The sequence below is a fragment of the Pseudonocardia sp. ICBG1034 genome, assembly GCF_020131375.1.
Classification (GTDB): Bacteria; Actinomycetota; Actinomycetes; order Mycobacteriales; family Pseudonocardiaceae; genus Pseudonocardia; species Pseudonocardia alni.
This window is the reverse complement of the sequence record NZ_JAHLEK010000024.1, coordinates 22738-36065: the sequence shown is the minus strand read 5'-3', so window position 1 is coordinate 36065 and position 13328 is coordinate 22738. Positions and strand designations below refer to the sequence as shown.

General features: G+C 68.9%; 13 protein-coding genes. All 13 read left to right on the top strand.

What is annotated here, in order from left to right:
• Window positions 1-90 precede the first annotated feature (90 nt).
• Complete coding sequence (locus tag KPF22_RS33460; protein ID WP_224404034.1) at window positions 91-729, top strand: SDR family NAD(P)-dependent oxidoreductase; 639 nt, start codon at window positions 91-93, stop codon at window positions 727-729.
• The gene (locus tag KPF22_RS29835; RefSeq protein WP_224404033.1) at window positions 726-2243 is read left to right on the top strand and encodes a cation acetate symporter; all 1518 of its coding nucleotides are present in this window, start codon (window positions 726-728) and stop codon (window positions 2241-2243) included. Before KPF22_RS33460 ends, KPF22_RS29835 begins: the two co-directional genes overlap by 4 nt.
• Window positions 2240-2926 (top strand): hypothetical protein, encoded by a 687-nt coding sequence (locus tag KPF22_RS29830; protein WP_255625379.1) that lies wholly within the window; start codon window positions 2240-2242, stop codon window positions 2924-2926. Before KPF22_RS29835 ends, KPF22_RS29830 begins: the two co-directional genes overlap by 4 nt.
• Before the next feature lie 331 nt (window positions 2927-3257).
• Window positions 3258-5123, top strand: a complete 1866-nt coding sequence (locus KPF22_RS29825; RefSeq protein ID WP_308010495.1) for an LLM class flavin-dependent oxidoreductase — start codon at window positions 3258-3260, stop codon at window positions 5121-5123.
• A 156-nt stretch (window positions 5124-5279) separates the two neighbouring features.
• Entirely contained in the window at window positions 5280-6659 is a 1380-nt protein-coding gene (locus KPF22_RS29820) for a Rieske 2Fe-2S domain-containing protein (protein ID WP_224404031.1), read from the top strand.
• Window positions 6656-7303: a 3-phenylpropionate/cinnamic acid dioxygenase subunit beta gene (locus tag KPF22_RS29815; protein ID WP_224404030.1), complete on the top strand. Its 648-nt coding sequence runs from the start codon at window positions 6656-6658 to the stop codon at window positions 7301-7303. Before KPF22_RS29820 ends, KPF22_RS29815 begins: the two co-directional genes overlap by 4 nt.
• Entirely contained in the window at window positions 7300-7617 is a 318-nt protein-coding gene (locus KPF22_RS29810) for a hypothetical protein (protein WP_224404029.1), read from the top strand. Before KPF22_RS29815 ends, KPF22_RS29810 begins: the two co-directional genes overlap by 4 nt.
• A gap of 3 nt (window positions 7618-7620) precedes the next feature.
• Window positions 7621-8406 carry a 3-(cis-5,6-dihydroxycyclohexa-1,3-dien-1-yl)propanoate dehydrogenase gene (gene hcaB / locus KPF22_RS29805; RefSeq protein ID WP_224404028.1) on the top strand — a complete coding sequence of 262 codons (786 nt, stop codon included), beginning with the start codon at window positions 7621-7623 and terminating at the stop codon, window positions 8404-8406.
• A 22-nt stretch (window positions 8407-8428) separates the two neighbouring features.
• Window positions 8429-8626, top strand: a complete 198-nt coding sequence (locus KPF22_RS29800; protein WP_224404027.1) for a ferredoxin — start codon at window positions 8429-8431, stop codon at window positions 8624-8626.
• The gene (locus KPF22_RS29795) at window positions 8626-9825 is read left to right on the top strand and encodes an NAD(P)/FAD-dependent oxidoreductase (protein WP_224404026.1); all 1200 of its coding nucleotides are present in this window, start codon (window positions 8626-8628) and stop codon (window positions 9823-9825) included. The genes KPF22_RS29800 and KPF22_RS29795 overlap by 1 nt, the downstream gene beginning before the upstream one ends.
• Entirely contained in the window at window positions 9822-10583 is a 762-nt protein-coding gene (locus tag KPF22_RS29790; RefSeq protein WP_224404025.1) for a class II aldolase/adducin family protein, read from the top strand. The genes KPF22_RS29795 and KPF22_RS29790 overlap by 4 nt, the downstream gene beginning before the upstream one ends.
• A 3-nt stretch (window positions 10584-10586) precedes the next feature.
• The gene (locus tag KPF22_RS29785; protein WP_224404024.1) at window positions 10587-11582 is read left to right on the top strand and encodes an ABC transporter substrate-binding protein; all 996 of its coding nucleotides are present in this window, start codon (window positions 10587-10589) and stop codon (window positions 11580-11582) included.
• A 240-nt stretch (window positions 11583-11822) separates the two neighbouring features.
• Window positions 11823-12140 (top strand): hypothetical protein, encoded by a 318-nt coding sequence (locus KPF22_RS29780; protein WP_224404023.1) that lies wholly within the window; start codon window positions 11823-11825, stop codon window positions 12138-12140.
• The last annotated feature ends 1188 nt before the right edge of the window (window positions 12141-13328 follow it).

Below are 13328 nucleotides of genomic sequence, written 5' to 3'. Positions count from 1 at the left end.
ACCTGGCCGTCGCGACCTCGGTATCGGCGACCGGGGGTGCGGCGTGAACCGGGTGCTGGTCACGGGCGCGGCGTCGGGCATCGGTGCGGCGTGCGTGCGCGCGTTCGTCACGGCGGGCGCGAGGTCATCGGCGTCGACCTCGCCGGGGCGGACGTGACCTGCGACGTCGCCGCCCCCGACGCCGTCGCCCGCGTGCTTGACACCGTGGGCGCCCTGGACGCGATCGTGCACGTGGCAGGGATCCAACGCGCGGCGCCGGTGGAGAAGGAGGCCGTAACGGACTGGGACCGGCAGATAGCGGTCAACGTCCGTTCGGGGTTCCTGCTCGCCAAGTACGGCGCGGCGGTGCTGGATGTCGCGCCGGCACCGGCGATCGTGCTGGTCGCGTCGGTCGCCGGGCTCCGCGGGACGGCGAAGGTCTACGGCTATTCGGCGTCGAAGGGCGCGGTGCACGCGCTGACGCGGAGCCTTGCCCGAGAGCGGGCGCCGCGCGGGATCCGGGTCAACTCGCTCTCGCCCGGCTGGACCGACATCGCGTTCAACGGGCCGATCATCGCCGAGCTCGGCGGCGGAGACGAGCGCGACGCGCTCGTGCGGGCGAACGTCCCGCTCGGCATGCCCGACGAGCTCGCCGCCGCCGCTGTGCTCCTGGCCGGGCCCGCGTCGTCGTACATCACCGGCCAGGACTCGTCGTCGACGGCGGCCTGTCGAGCTAGGAGGCTCACATGAACACCGGGGCACTCTCGATCTTCGCCGCCGTGGTGGTGGCGACCCTGCTCATCACCTGGCGGGCGTCCCGGCGGAACCGGACCGCGGCGGACCACTACGTCGCGGGCGGGAAGCTCGGCGGCTGGCAGAACGGGCTCGCGATTACCGGGGACTTCGTGTCTGCGGCCGCATTCCTGGGCATTTCCGGGGCGATCGCACTCGGCGGGTTCGACGGCTACTACACGATGCTCGGCGTGCCGCTCGGCTTCTGCCTGATGCTGTTCCTGGTGGCCGGGCCGCTGCGGAACCTCGGCCGGTACACCCTGGCGGACGTGCTGACTGGCCGTTCCTCGCGCGGCGCCGTCCGCGGGCTCGCGGCGGTGAACACGCTGTTTATCAGCCTGGTCTACATGGTCGCCCAGTTCGTGGGCGCCGGGGGGCTGGTCAGCCTGTTGACCGGGATGGACTACCGGCTCGCGGTGCTGGGCATCGGCGTGCTGATGACGATCTACATCACCCTCGGCGGGATGCTGGCCACCACTTGGATCCAGATCCTGAAGGCCAGCCTGCTGCTGCTCGGCACGCTCGCGCTCGTCGTGCTCACTGTGTCCCGCTTCGGGTTCAGCCCCGACGCCGTGTTCGCCGCCGTGGAGGACCGGCTGCTCCGCCCGTCGGAGCCGCACGGGGCGTGGGCGGCTGTGGACCTGTTCTCGCTCAACCTGTCCGTGGGGCTGGGCATCGCCGGGCTGCCGCATTTGCTGATCCGTTTCCTCACCGTGCCCGACGCCGGCGTGGCCCGTCGGTCCGTCATCACCTCTGGGGTGTTCACCGGTCTGTTCGGACTGGCGCTGCCGATCGTCGGGTACGGCGCGGCCGCCCTCGTGGGCACCGCCGCGCTGCGCCAGGCGAACTCGGCGGGCAACCTGGCTGCGCCGCAGCTTGCGGAGGTGCTGGGAGGCGAGGTGTTCCTCGGCTTCATCGCCGCCGTGGCTTTCGCGACCATCGTCGCTGTGCTCGCCGGGCTGGTGATCGCCACCTCCGGCGCGGTGGCGCACGATCTCTACGCCACCCTGTTGCGCCGCGGCCGAGCAAGCGAACGCAGCCAGCTGCGGGCCGCGCAGGTGACCAGCTTCATGGTGTGCGTCGTGTCGATGCTGCTGGCGCTCGGCGCCCGCGGGCTCAATCTGGCCTTCCTGATCTCGCTCGGGCTCGCAGTCGCCGCTGCCACCAACCTCCCGGTGCTGCTCTGCACGGTGTATTGGCGGCGGTTCACCTCGACCGGCGCGATCAGCGGAATCGTGGTCGGCCTCGGCGCGGCCGTCGTACTCACCGTGCTGAGCCCCAGCGTGCTCGGGGCTGCCGCGCTGGTGCCGCTGACCAACCCGGCTGTGTTCTGCGTGCCTGCGGGCTTCCTCGCCTGCTGGCTCGGCACGATGCTCGGGCCGCCGGACCGCAACCCGGGCATGTCCTTCGACGAGGTGCAGGTCCGCGCCGCCGTCGGGGACCCGGCCCGGCTGGCGGGGGCTCGTGGATGAGCAAACCCCGAGTCGGTCTGGTGCTGCCCAGCGTGCAGGTCGTGACAGAGCCGCACTTCGCCCGCACCGAGCCCGGTGTCGACTTTCTGGCGAGCCGGGTGGCGTTGCGTGGTACCGGAATCGCGGACCTGAGAGCGATGGAGGCCGAGGTGCCGCGGGCAGTCGACGACCTCGCCGCCGCGCGGGTGGACCTGCTCGTGTCCTGTTGCACGGCCTCCGGGGCAATCCTCGGCCGCGCGGCCGACGAGCGGGCCTGCGCGGCGGCGACCGCGCGGACCGGGATCCCGATGACATCGACGATGCTTGCGATCGTCGACGAGCTGCGGTCCCTCGGGGCCCGAAGGCTCACCGTGGTCACCCCCTACCCCCCGGCGCTCGACGAGATCGAGCACGATTACCTGCGGAACAACGGGTTCAGCGTCTTGGCCGCGGCGGGTCAGGGCATCCCGGACGGCTTCGCGATCTCCCGGATTTCCCCGGCTGAGATCGTGCGGCTGGCCTACCGGAACTGGGATCCCGCAAGCGACGCCCTGCTGCTGAGCTGCATGAACTGGCGGGCTCACGAGGCGGTGGCCGAGCTGTCCGCGCTGCTGGGTGCCCCCGTTGTCACCTCGCATGGGGCGACGCTGCGCGCGGTCCGGCTGCGGACTGCGCGAGACGGACGGCGATCGCCGTCCGACTGATAAGCGACGGATCACGGCCGTCCTGAGTTTCACGGGAGGACGGCCGCTCAGCCCTTGCCCCAGCAGGCGGAGCCGGCTGGCGGCCGATGATGCCACCGCTGGAGGAAGAGATGGCGATCGCCGCCGAGCTCGGACTCGTTCCCGCCACTCCGCGTGCCGCGCACGAGAACAATCCACAGGCCGAGTCGCCCGACCAATGCGATGTTCGCCGAACAGCCCGTCAAGTTGGGTCTGTCTGGGACGAACTGCTCGTACGGCCTGACCATGTCCGAGGCCGAGACCGGTTACGAGGTGACCTGGCCGCACACGCTCGAGATCGCGCAGGAGGCCGATCGCATCGGGTTCGAGGCGATGGTCCCCCGGTCGCCCGCTGGCGCGGTTTCGGCAGCACCACCAACTACAACGGCACCTGATCGAGACCTATTCATGGGCGGCTGGTCTGGCCCAGGCCACCGAGCGCATCACGATCTTCGCCGCCTCCGACGTTCCGACCGTGCATCCGATCATCGCGGCCAAGATGGCGACCACGATCGACCACATCGGCGGCGGGCGGCTCGGGCTCAACATCGTGATGGGCTGGGCCAGTCCGGAGATGTTCGATTTCAGCCAGCGAGAGCACGACGAGCGCTACGCCTACGGGCAGGAGTGGGTTGACTTCGTCGAGCGGCTGTGGTCCGCGCCAGAACGCTTCGACCACGAGTCCGTCTTCCTCAACTGTCACGACGTGGAGTCGTACCCCAAGCCAAGCCAGGGGCCGCGCCCGGTGCTAACCAACGCAGGCAACTCGCCCGCAGGGATGACCTTCTCCTCGCGCAACGTGGACTTCAACGTCGCCGCCATGACCACCATCGAGGACATGGCGGACTACACGAAGAAGCTGCGTGAGCTCGCCCGGACCGAGGACGACCGGGAGGTGTCCGCGATGACCTACGGTCTCGTCGTGGCGCGGGACACCGAGCTCACCGGCCACGCGCCGGCTGGGCCGCTGCGGTTGCCGTTCGCGCTCGACCTGGAGGCGGCCGCGGGGCGAGGGCTACAGAGGCCAATCCAGTTTCTGGCGGACGAGCTCAACGGGGGGCTCGTGGGCGCCGATCTGGCACGGCGACGGCTGGACGATTACGTGCTCTGCCAGGCGCTCACCGCAGCGGAGGTCGTCTGCCGGGAGGCGGGGACCGTGGCGAACCGAGATTCGGCTGGACCGTGTACACGCGGCGCTGAACTCGGGAGATCCGAACCTGAACGTCGGAGCAGTGGCCGTGCAATGGGGGTCGCGCACCTGGGGCGGTTCTCGGCGCACTACCGGGCCCGATTCGGCGCGTCCCCCCAACGAGTCACTTGCTCGTGTCCTGGGAAGCTGACCTGGCTGACAGCCGCCCTCGCTACTACTGTCTCTGCTGTGGAGAGAACCATGCCGGAGGTGGCCGAGGGCACCCGGCCGAAGCCGCCGCAGTACCCGATCGAGTCGGTGGACAACGCTCTAAAAATCCTACTCCTCTTCGGCGAGCGGTCCGAGGTGCGACTCACCGATATCAGCGACTACCTAGGGGTGGCGTCGTCGACGGCACACCGGATGCTCGCAATGCTCCTATACCGGGGCTTCGTCCAGCAGGATGCCCGTACGAAGGTCTACCGACCGGGGACGGCGCTGACCGGTGTGGCGTACTCGATCCTTCAGCGGTTCGACTTCCGCGCCGAGCTGCACCCCTATCTGGAGCGGCTGAACGTCGAGCTGCGTGAGACCGTCCACCTCGGCCTGCTCGACGGCACCGTGGTTCGGTTCATCGATGCTATCGAGAGTCCGCAGGCGGTGAGGGTGGCATCCCGGCTGGGCATGTCGATGCCGGCACCATCGACGTCGACCGGCAAAGCCATGCTCGCCCAGATGACTCAGGCCGAAGTGCACGCACTGTTCACCGACGAGAGTCTGGACGGGCTCACGGAACGGAGCCTGCGGAGCCGCACGGAGCTCGACCGGCAGCTCGTCCAGATTCGTAAGCGCGGCTACGCCGTGAGCTCGGAGGAGAGCGAGCAGGGCGTGTCCTCGGTCGCGGTGGCCTTCGCGCCGAACCGTGCCCCGGCTCGGCTGGCGTTCAACGTGTCCCTGCCGACGTCCCGGATGTCGAGACAGGACCAGGCCCGGATCGGTGCCGCGTTGATCGACGCCGTCCAGGCGGCGGGAGCAGTGCTCCACGGCTAACGCCCGCCTCGCGCCCCCACCAACAAGGCCCCTGCCTGGCATTCCAGGCAGGGGCCTTGTGTTGTCTCGTGACGCCGCTTGACAGGCAGGCTCGCGTCATCGATTCTGTAAGTCGGATAGCTGCTCTGGCAGACAGAGAACGAGTAGGAGTCGTCGATGATCAACCTCGACCTCGTGCTGGGAGACGTGCGCAGGGGCATGATCCCCGCGCACATCTACAACGACGAGGAGATCTTCAACCTGGAGCGCGAGCGGCTCTTCAGCAGGGCGTGGTTGTTCGTTGGCCACGAGTCGGAGATCCCACAGGCGGGCGACTACGTTGTTCGGCGGGTCCTAGAGGACTCGTTCATTATTTCCCGCGGTGAAGACGGCCAGATCCGGGGCATGTTTAACATGTGCCTGCACCGCGGCATGCAGGTCTGTCGCGCGGAGATGGGCAACGCCAGCCACTTCCGCTGCCCCTACCACGGCTGGTCCTACCGCAACGACGGCCGAATCGTGGGCCTGCCCTTCCATAAAGACGCCTACGGCGGCGAGGCTGGCTTCAAGCGCAAGGGACAGACCCTGCTCCCCGCGCCGTCGTTGGACACGTACAACGGCCTGATCTTCATCAGCATGGACCCGGACGCCCCGGCGCTGCGTGACTACCTGGGGGACTTCACGTTCTTTCTGGACTACTACACGCGCCAGTCCGGCAGCGGCATCGAGCTGCGCGGGCCGCAGCGCTGGCGGGTCAAGGCGAACTGGAAGATCGGCGCCGAGAACTTTGCGGGCGACATGTACCACACTCCGCAGACTCACACATCCGTCGTCGAGATCGGGCTGTTCCGCGAGCCCAAGGCGGAGAAGCGCAAGGACGGCAACACCTATTGGGCGGGCAACGGCGGCGGCACCACCTACAAGCTGCCGGAAGGCACACTCGAGGAGAAGCTGCGCTACGTCGGCTATCCCGACGTGATGATCGAGAAGATGAAGGAACAGTGGTCCCAGGACCAGCTCGATGTCATCGGCCGCGACGGCTTCATGATCTCGGCGGCGTCGATCTTTCCGAACATGAGCTTCGTGCATAACTGGCCGCGCGTCGAGGACTCCGACGACGTGCTGCCGTTCATCTCGATCCGCACCTGGCAGCCGGTCGGCCCGGACGAGACCGAAGTCCTGTCCTGGTTCGCGGTCGATGCCGAGGCGCCGGAGGAGTTCAAGGCGCTGTCGTACAAGGCGTACCTGATGTGCTTCGGCTCGACCGGCATGTTCGAGCAGGACGACGTCGAGAACTGGGTCTCGCTGACCAACACTGCCGCGGGCGCGATGGCGCGGCGGCTGCTGCTGAACAGTCGGATGGGGATGCTGGAGGACGGCAGCCCGGTCGTCGAGCCGCTGACTCGCGAGCAGTACGCGGGCCCGGGTGAGGCGCACGTCGGTTACGGCGAGTACAACCAGCGGCATCTGTTGAACCGCTGGGCGGACCACCTGGAGCGGCCCGTCGAGAAGGTCGACCAGGTCCAGGTCTCGGGTGTTCCGGGGGACCAGGCATGAGCCTCGACACCGCGACCACCGGCCCTAAGACAACAGACGAGAAGGTCGGCGCCAAGCCCACCGGCAACGGCGGCCCGTACTCCGGGCAGTCCCGCCTCGGCGGCCACGCCCCGCGCACCCAGCGGACCGGGCGGAGCCTGCTCTTTGACGACCCCCGGCACCTGCAGGCCCACCACTGGATGGTGGAGGAGGCCTACGTCCTCGACGCGCAGAACTACGAGGACTGGCTCGACATGCTCGCCGAGGACATCCACTACATCATGCCGGTGCGGGTCACCACGGCCCTCGCGGCCGGGTACGACTCGGCGCCGCACATGGCGCACTTCGATGAGAACAAGTACTCGCTGTCCCGGCGCGTGGCTCGGTTCCTCACCGAGCACGCCTGGACCGAGGACCCGCCCTCGCGGCTGCGCCACCACGTCACCAACGTGCGGACCTTCGCTACGGCGAACCCGGACGAACTGGTCGTGGACACCGCGATCCTGCTGTACCGCAGCCGCGGCGACGTGCGCGAGGCCTCGGTGATCTCGGCGGGTCGCGAGGACCTGCTGCGCCGGAACGGGGACGGCTGGCAGCTCGCCCGCCGCACCATCCTGGTCGACGACTCGGTGCTGCGCACGCAGAACCTAGCGGTCTTTCTGTGACCGGCCCCGGGCTGGCTTGGGAGGGCGAGGCCGAGGACGCGGCCGCCGCGGTCGCGGCCGCCGCGGAGCTGCGTGAGCTCAAGGCCCACCAGACCGGGGACTCCCTCTCGGTGGGCAACGAGTTCTCCGAAATCCGGGTGTCGCGGGTGGAGACCCGCAACGGCGCCCGGGTATTGATCGAGGCGCCGAAGTCCGGCCAGTGGGTGGCCCTGTGCCCCCTCGAGGTCGAGGCGCTGACCTGGCAGAACGCGGACACGTTCTCGGCCATGATCGGGAACCCGTTCGGGCCGCTGTTCGCGTCGGAGGAGGAGTAGACAGTGAGCGACTGGCTCGAGGGTAAGCGCGCCCTCATCGTCGGGGCCGGGTCCGGCATCGGCCGGGCCGTGGTCGACGCGTTCCGCGCCGAGGGGGCCCGGGTGGCCGTCCTAGAACGGGACGAGGCCAAGTGCGAGAAGCTGACCGCCGAGATCCCGGGGCTGCCCGTGATCGTCGGCGATGCCGCCACCCGGGAGGCCAACGAGGAGGCCGTCGCGAAGGCGGTCGTGGAGTTCGGCGGGCTCGACGTCCTGGTGAACTGCGTGGGTGTGTTCGACTTCTACCGTGGTGTGGGCGAACTGGATGCCGACCGGATCGACGACGCGTTCGACGAGATTTTCCGGGTCAACGTCAAGAGCCACCTGCACTCGGTGAAGGCGGCCTTGCCTGCCCTGCAAGAGAGCCGGGGGAACATCATCCTCACGGAGTCCACGTCGGCCTACTTCCCCGGCCGCGGCGGCGTGCTCTACGTGTCGACCAAGTTCGCGGTGCGGGGGCTCGTCACCGCGATGGCTCACGAGCTGGCGCCCGAGATCCGGGTCAACGGCGTGGCGCCGGGCGGCACGTTGAACACGGACCTGCGCGGCATTGGCAGCCTCGGCATGGACGAGCGTCGGCTCAACGATGCCCCCAACCGCGCGCAGGAACTGGCCGCGCGAGTCCCGCTGCAGGTCGCGCTCTCCGGCGAGGACCACGCGTGGAGCTACGTCTTCCTGGCGTCGGACCGCTCCCGCGGCATCACCGGAGGGGTCGTGCACCCCGACGGCGGCATCGGCGCCAAAGCCTGATAATCGGAAGGGAACCAACGACATGGCGGTCGTGAAGGCCGATCTCCAGGCGTGCCAGGGGTACGCCAACTGCGTGGTCGGCGCGGAAGACGTCTTCGACATCGACGACAACGGCATCGTGGTGCTGCTCAAGACCACCATCGCCGACGCGGACCGGAACCGGGTCGAGGAGGCCGCGCGTAGCTGCCCGGTGTCCGCGCTGGCCATCGAGGACGAGTGATGGCGCGCACCGTGATCGTCGGCGCGTCCGTCGGCGGGGTGCGGACCGCGCAGGCGTTGCGGGCGGCCGGCTACGGCGGGGGGATCGTGCTGGCCGGGGATGAGGACGTGCCGCCCTACGACAAGCCGCCCCTTTCCAAGGGGCTGCTGTCCGGCAAGTCCACCGTCGACAGCGTGTCACTGCTGTCCCCGGAGGCGGCCGCGGAGGCGGGCATCGAGCTGGTGCTCGGCAACGCCGCCACCGGCGTCGCCGACGGCGCGGTGCAGCTCGCCGACGGCACCACGCTCCCCTACGACGAGCTCGTCGTCGCCACGGGTGCCCGGGCACGGCCCTCCCCGTGGGGGACCCCGCCCGGTGTCCATGTGGTCCGCTCGCTGAAGGACGCCGAGGGGCTGGGCTGCGCGCTGCGCGCGGGCGGGCCGCTGGTCGTCGTTGGCGCCGGGTTCATCGGCGCCGAGGTCGCGGCGACTGCGCTCGGGATGGGGCTGACAGACGTCACCGTCGTCGACCCCGTTCCGGTGCCGTTGTCCCGCGTGCTCAGTCAGGAGGTCGCGGCGATATTCGGCGAGCTCCACGCGGGCCGCGGAGTGAAGACCCGCTTCGGGATCGGCGTCGCCGACGTCCGCGAGGGCGAGGTCGAGCTGGCCGACGGGACGATGCTCCCCGCGGCGACGATCGTCGTCGGCATCGGTGCCGTCCCGAACGACGACTGGCTGGCAGACAGCACGATCCCTACTGAGGACGGTGTGCTGTGCGACCGCCACTGTCGCTCAGTCGCTGACCCGCACGTGTGGGCGGTCGGCGACGTCGCTCGCTGGTGGCACCCCGGCTACGAGCGGGCGGTCCGTGTGGAGCACTGGACGAACGCCGTCGAACAGGCGGTAGTGGTGGCGCATAACATTACGCACCCGGACGAGCTCCGCGACCACCAGCCCGTCGAGTACGTGTGGAGCGACCAGTACGACTGGAAGATCCAGCTGGTCGGGCGGACCGGCGGGGACACCCACGTTCGCGTGGAGGGTGCGGGTCCAGAGAAGTTCGCTGTGCTCTACGCCGAGGGCGAGGACTTCGTCGGCGCGCTGGTGGTCAACTGGCCCAAGGCACTAATCACCTGCAGGCGGGCACTCACCGGCGGTGTGGCGAGCCTGGTCGAGGTGCAGGGAAAGGTCGAGAGCGCGCGTCCGGTGGCGGCCCGGTGAAGGGTCTCGAGGAGCAGCGCGAACTGATCGCCGACGCCTGCCGAGTGATCGCCGGGCGTGGTCTGGCAGAGGGCATCCTCGGGCACGTCAGCCTGCGGGTGGACGAGCGCACGCTGCTCGTCCGATGCCGGGGGCCGCGCGAGCGCGGGCTCGGTTACACCGTGCCCGAAGACATCCGGCTCGTGGACCTCGACGGCGGTGAGGGGGCGCCGGGCGAGCTCGACGGCTGGGCCCCGCCGAACGAGCTCCCATTGCACACCGAGGTCCTCCGTCAGCGGCCCGACGTCGAGGCCGTGCTGCATGCGCACCCGCCCGAGGTCGTCGCGGCCGACCTGGCCGGCATCCGGATCCGGCCGATCGTCGGGGCGTTCGACATCCCCGGCACCCGGCTGGCCGCCGGGGGAGTGCCGGTGCACCCGAGAGGGGTGCTGGTGCGCTCACGCGCGCTGGCCGAGGAGATGGTCGAGTCCATGGCCGACCGACCCGTGGTGATCCTGCGGGGACATGGCTTGACGAGCGCCGCCGCCACCGTCGAACAAGCCGTGCTGCAGGCGGTCTCGGTCGACGGGCTGGCCCGGCTGTCGCTGGCCGTCCGCGGGGCGGGCGGCGAGCTTGTCGACCTTCCCACGGCGGACATGGCCGAGCTCCCCGACCTCGGGGCCACCTTCAACACTGAAACGGCCTGGCGCCACGAGCTGGCCCGGCTCCGCGGCGTTGTGGGCCATGAGCCGTTCCGACCCGGAGTCCGTGAGGAGTAGCCGTTGACGACGCGGATCCCCCTATCGCTGGCCTGCTGGGATTACGACCGGACCCGGGCGCTGGCCGACGGCCGGGTGCGGCCGGTGGGGGTGGACCTGACCTACCTGGAGCTACCGATCGAGGACACCTTCTTCCGGATGCTTCGGCACCGGGAGTTCGACGCGGCCGAGATGTCGCTGTCCTCGTACGTGACGCACGTGGGCCGCGGGGACCCCTCCCTCGTCGCGATCCCGGTGTTTCCCTCTCGCTCCTTCCGCCACCACGGGATCTACGTGCGCGCGGACAGCCCGGTCCGGTCGCCGACCGAGCTGGTGGGCGGGATCGTGGGGGTGCCGGAGTACCAGCTCACGGCGAACGTCTGGATCCGCGGCATCCTCGCCGACCGACACGGCCTGCCGGTCGACGCCGTGCGCTACCGCACCGGCGGCATGCACAGCCCGGGGCGGGTGGAGAAGCAGGCCCTCGATCTGCCCGTGGGGATCGAGGTGGCGCCGATCCCAGTCGACCGCACGCTCGTAGAGATGCTGGTCGCGGGGGAGATCGACGCGCTGTACGCCCCGCGCACCCCCGCGCCGATGCTCGCCGGGGAGGGCACAGTGCGGCACCTGTTCGCCAATCCCCGCGCCGAGGAGGAGCAGTACGCGGCGGACACAGGTGTCTTCCCGATCATGCACACGGTGGTGCTGCGGCGGGACGTCCACGCGAAGCACCCGTGGGTCGCGCGGTCTCTACTCGAGGCGTTCGCCGAGGCGAAAGCCCTGGTCGAGGCCCGGATGGGGGAGGCGGCGGCGCTCCCGTTCATGGTCCCGTGGCTGGCCGACGAGATCGCCCGGATCCGGGCGTTGCTGGGCCCGGACTTCTGGCCCTACGGGCTGGAGCCGAACCGGCCAGTTTTGACGGAGTTCCTGCGCTACGCGCACGAGCAGGGGCTCACCCCGCGCCGGCTCGTCCCCGACGAGCTGTTCGCCCCCGAGACCCTTCAAGCGGCGGTGGTCTGATGCAGTTCTACCTCCACGGGTTCACCCCCCGGGGCCCATTGGTACGGCCCGCGGGCAGGCTGATCGAGTTCGTCCGCGAGTTCGCCGCGCTATTCAGTGATCGCGACGCGGAGCCAGATAAGTTCCAGCACTACTTCCGCGAGCAGGGCCGATTTCCCCCGGCGGCGCCGTCCGGTGCGGGTCGTCCACTCTCCCCTTCGGCTCCCCGCGCCAGGGGCTCGCTGAGGGGTTCCCGGCGGGATGCGCTTCCACCCGGCGCCGGTCGTGAGGCTCGCCGATGCCAGGCCGATGCACCTCGGTCACGTCGCCCGCGCGGACGGGGCCTGGCGCTTGTACGCCTTCGCCGATCGCACTCACCCCGCCGATCCGGAGTTCCGCTGCGAATGCTGCACTTCGCCGAGTTCGCCCGGTTTACCCCTGAGGGGGCCGAGCCGGACACGGTTGTCGAGGTCCGCGCCATCTTGCAACAGGGTCACCGTGAGGTCTCCCCACACGGTGATTATCACCGCCCGACGCCGATCAGCCTCTCACTACACGCCACGACTGCCGTTGCAGTAGTCCTAAGGGCGTGCAGGCCCGCCGACAGTGTGCGGCCGTGTTTGACTCGCACTCAAGATGACTATGCACCCTGGCAAGGAACTCACACGTCGTTTACGGGAGACTGCTCGATGTGCGCTCGCACAAGAGTTCCGTCGTCGGTGACCCACCCCTTGGCCGTGGCGTAGTCCACCATTTTCCTCCACCGGGCGTCCCAGTCCGAGGTCAGCGCGACACTCTGAGCTCGGGCCCGCAATTCAGATAGGTTAAGAAGAGCACTCGATCCATCGTCGGCGAGTGATCCAAGATCAGCCAGTCTCAACGCCGCTTCTGTCGCGGGCCGGTCGAGAACTGTCACGACGTGCAGCCTTGTGCAGTCATCGGAATTACTGACGGAGCAGCCGTGAAGCGAGAGATGGACGATCAAGAGGTGGCTCCTTGCTCGAATATTAGTTAACAACTGGCAGGTTATCACCGGAGCTGGTGCTGGCGAAGTAGTTAGCAGAGGGTCCTGCGGGACATGTCGAGGTGCTCGGTGGCTGCGCTCTCGTTTCTGCGGCACGCAGCGAGCACGTCCCGGATGATCTTGGCCCCGGCCCGCTCGAGTGGGCTCGGGTTCGACCGTTCTGATGCGGTCGACTTCTGGTAGATGAGTACGGACCTGTCCTCGAACCGGCCTGGATCACCGGCCGGACGCGGCGATCCGTCCGTCCGGGAGATCGATCCGATTCGTGGTCGGACCAAATTCCGTGAGTACGACCTACAGCGATGCGCGATCCAGCAGTGCGGTGGACGTGCCGCCGTCAGCGCGTGCACCGCCAACGACAATCCGACCCCGCAGGTGCCGACTCCATGCTCGGCGCATTAATGGCCGGTCTCGACCTCGACCCTTTCGAAATCCCGGCGTGGCGATGGGTTCGATTCTCATCGCATGCGAGCGTTCCCTTATTGTCCGTCGATTCTATCGACGCCGTATCCCGCAGCTGTTCAGTGCGAGAGGTCAAGTCGATGGGCCTCGACCGCCTCGAGGCCAGCAGAAACGTTATGTTCAGTAAAGGTTGGACTCCTAGATAAGGAGGTGAGATACCATAGGACGTAAAGCATGAGGGCTGCTCCATGCAGCTTATGAAGTGACCGCGTGTCGAGCGCGGGATTGTGCTGTCAACCGGGCAGGGGAGCCAGCTGTGCGGTGGCGCCTGCGTGCTCGTG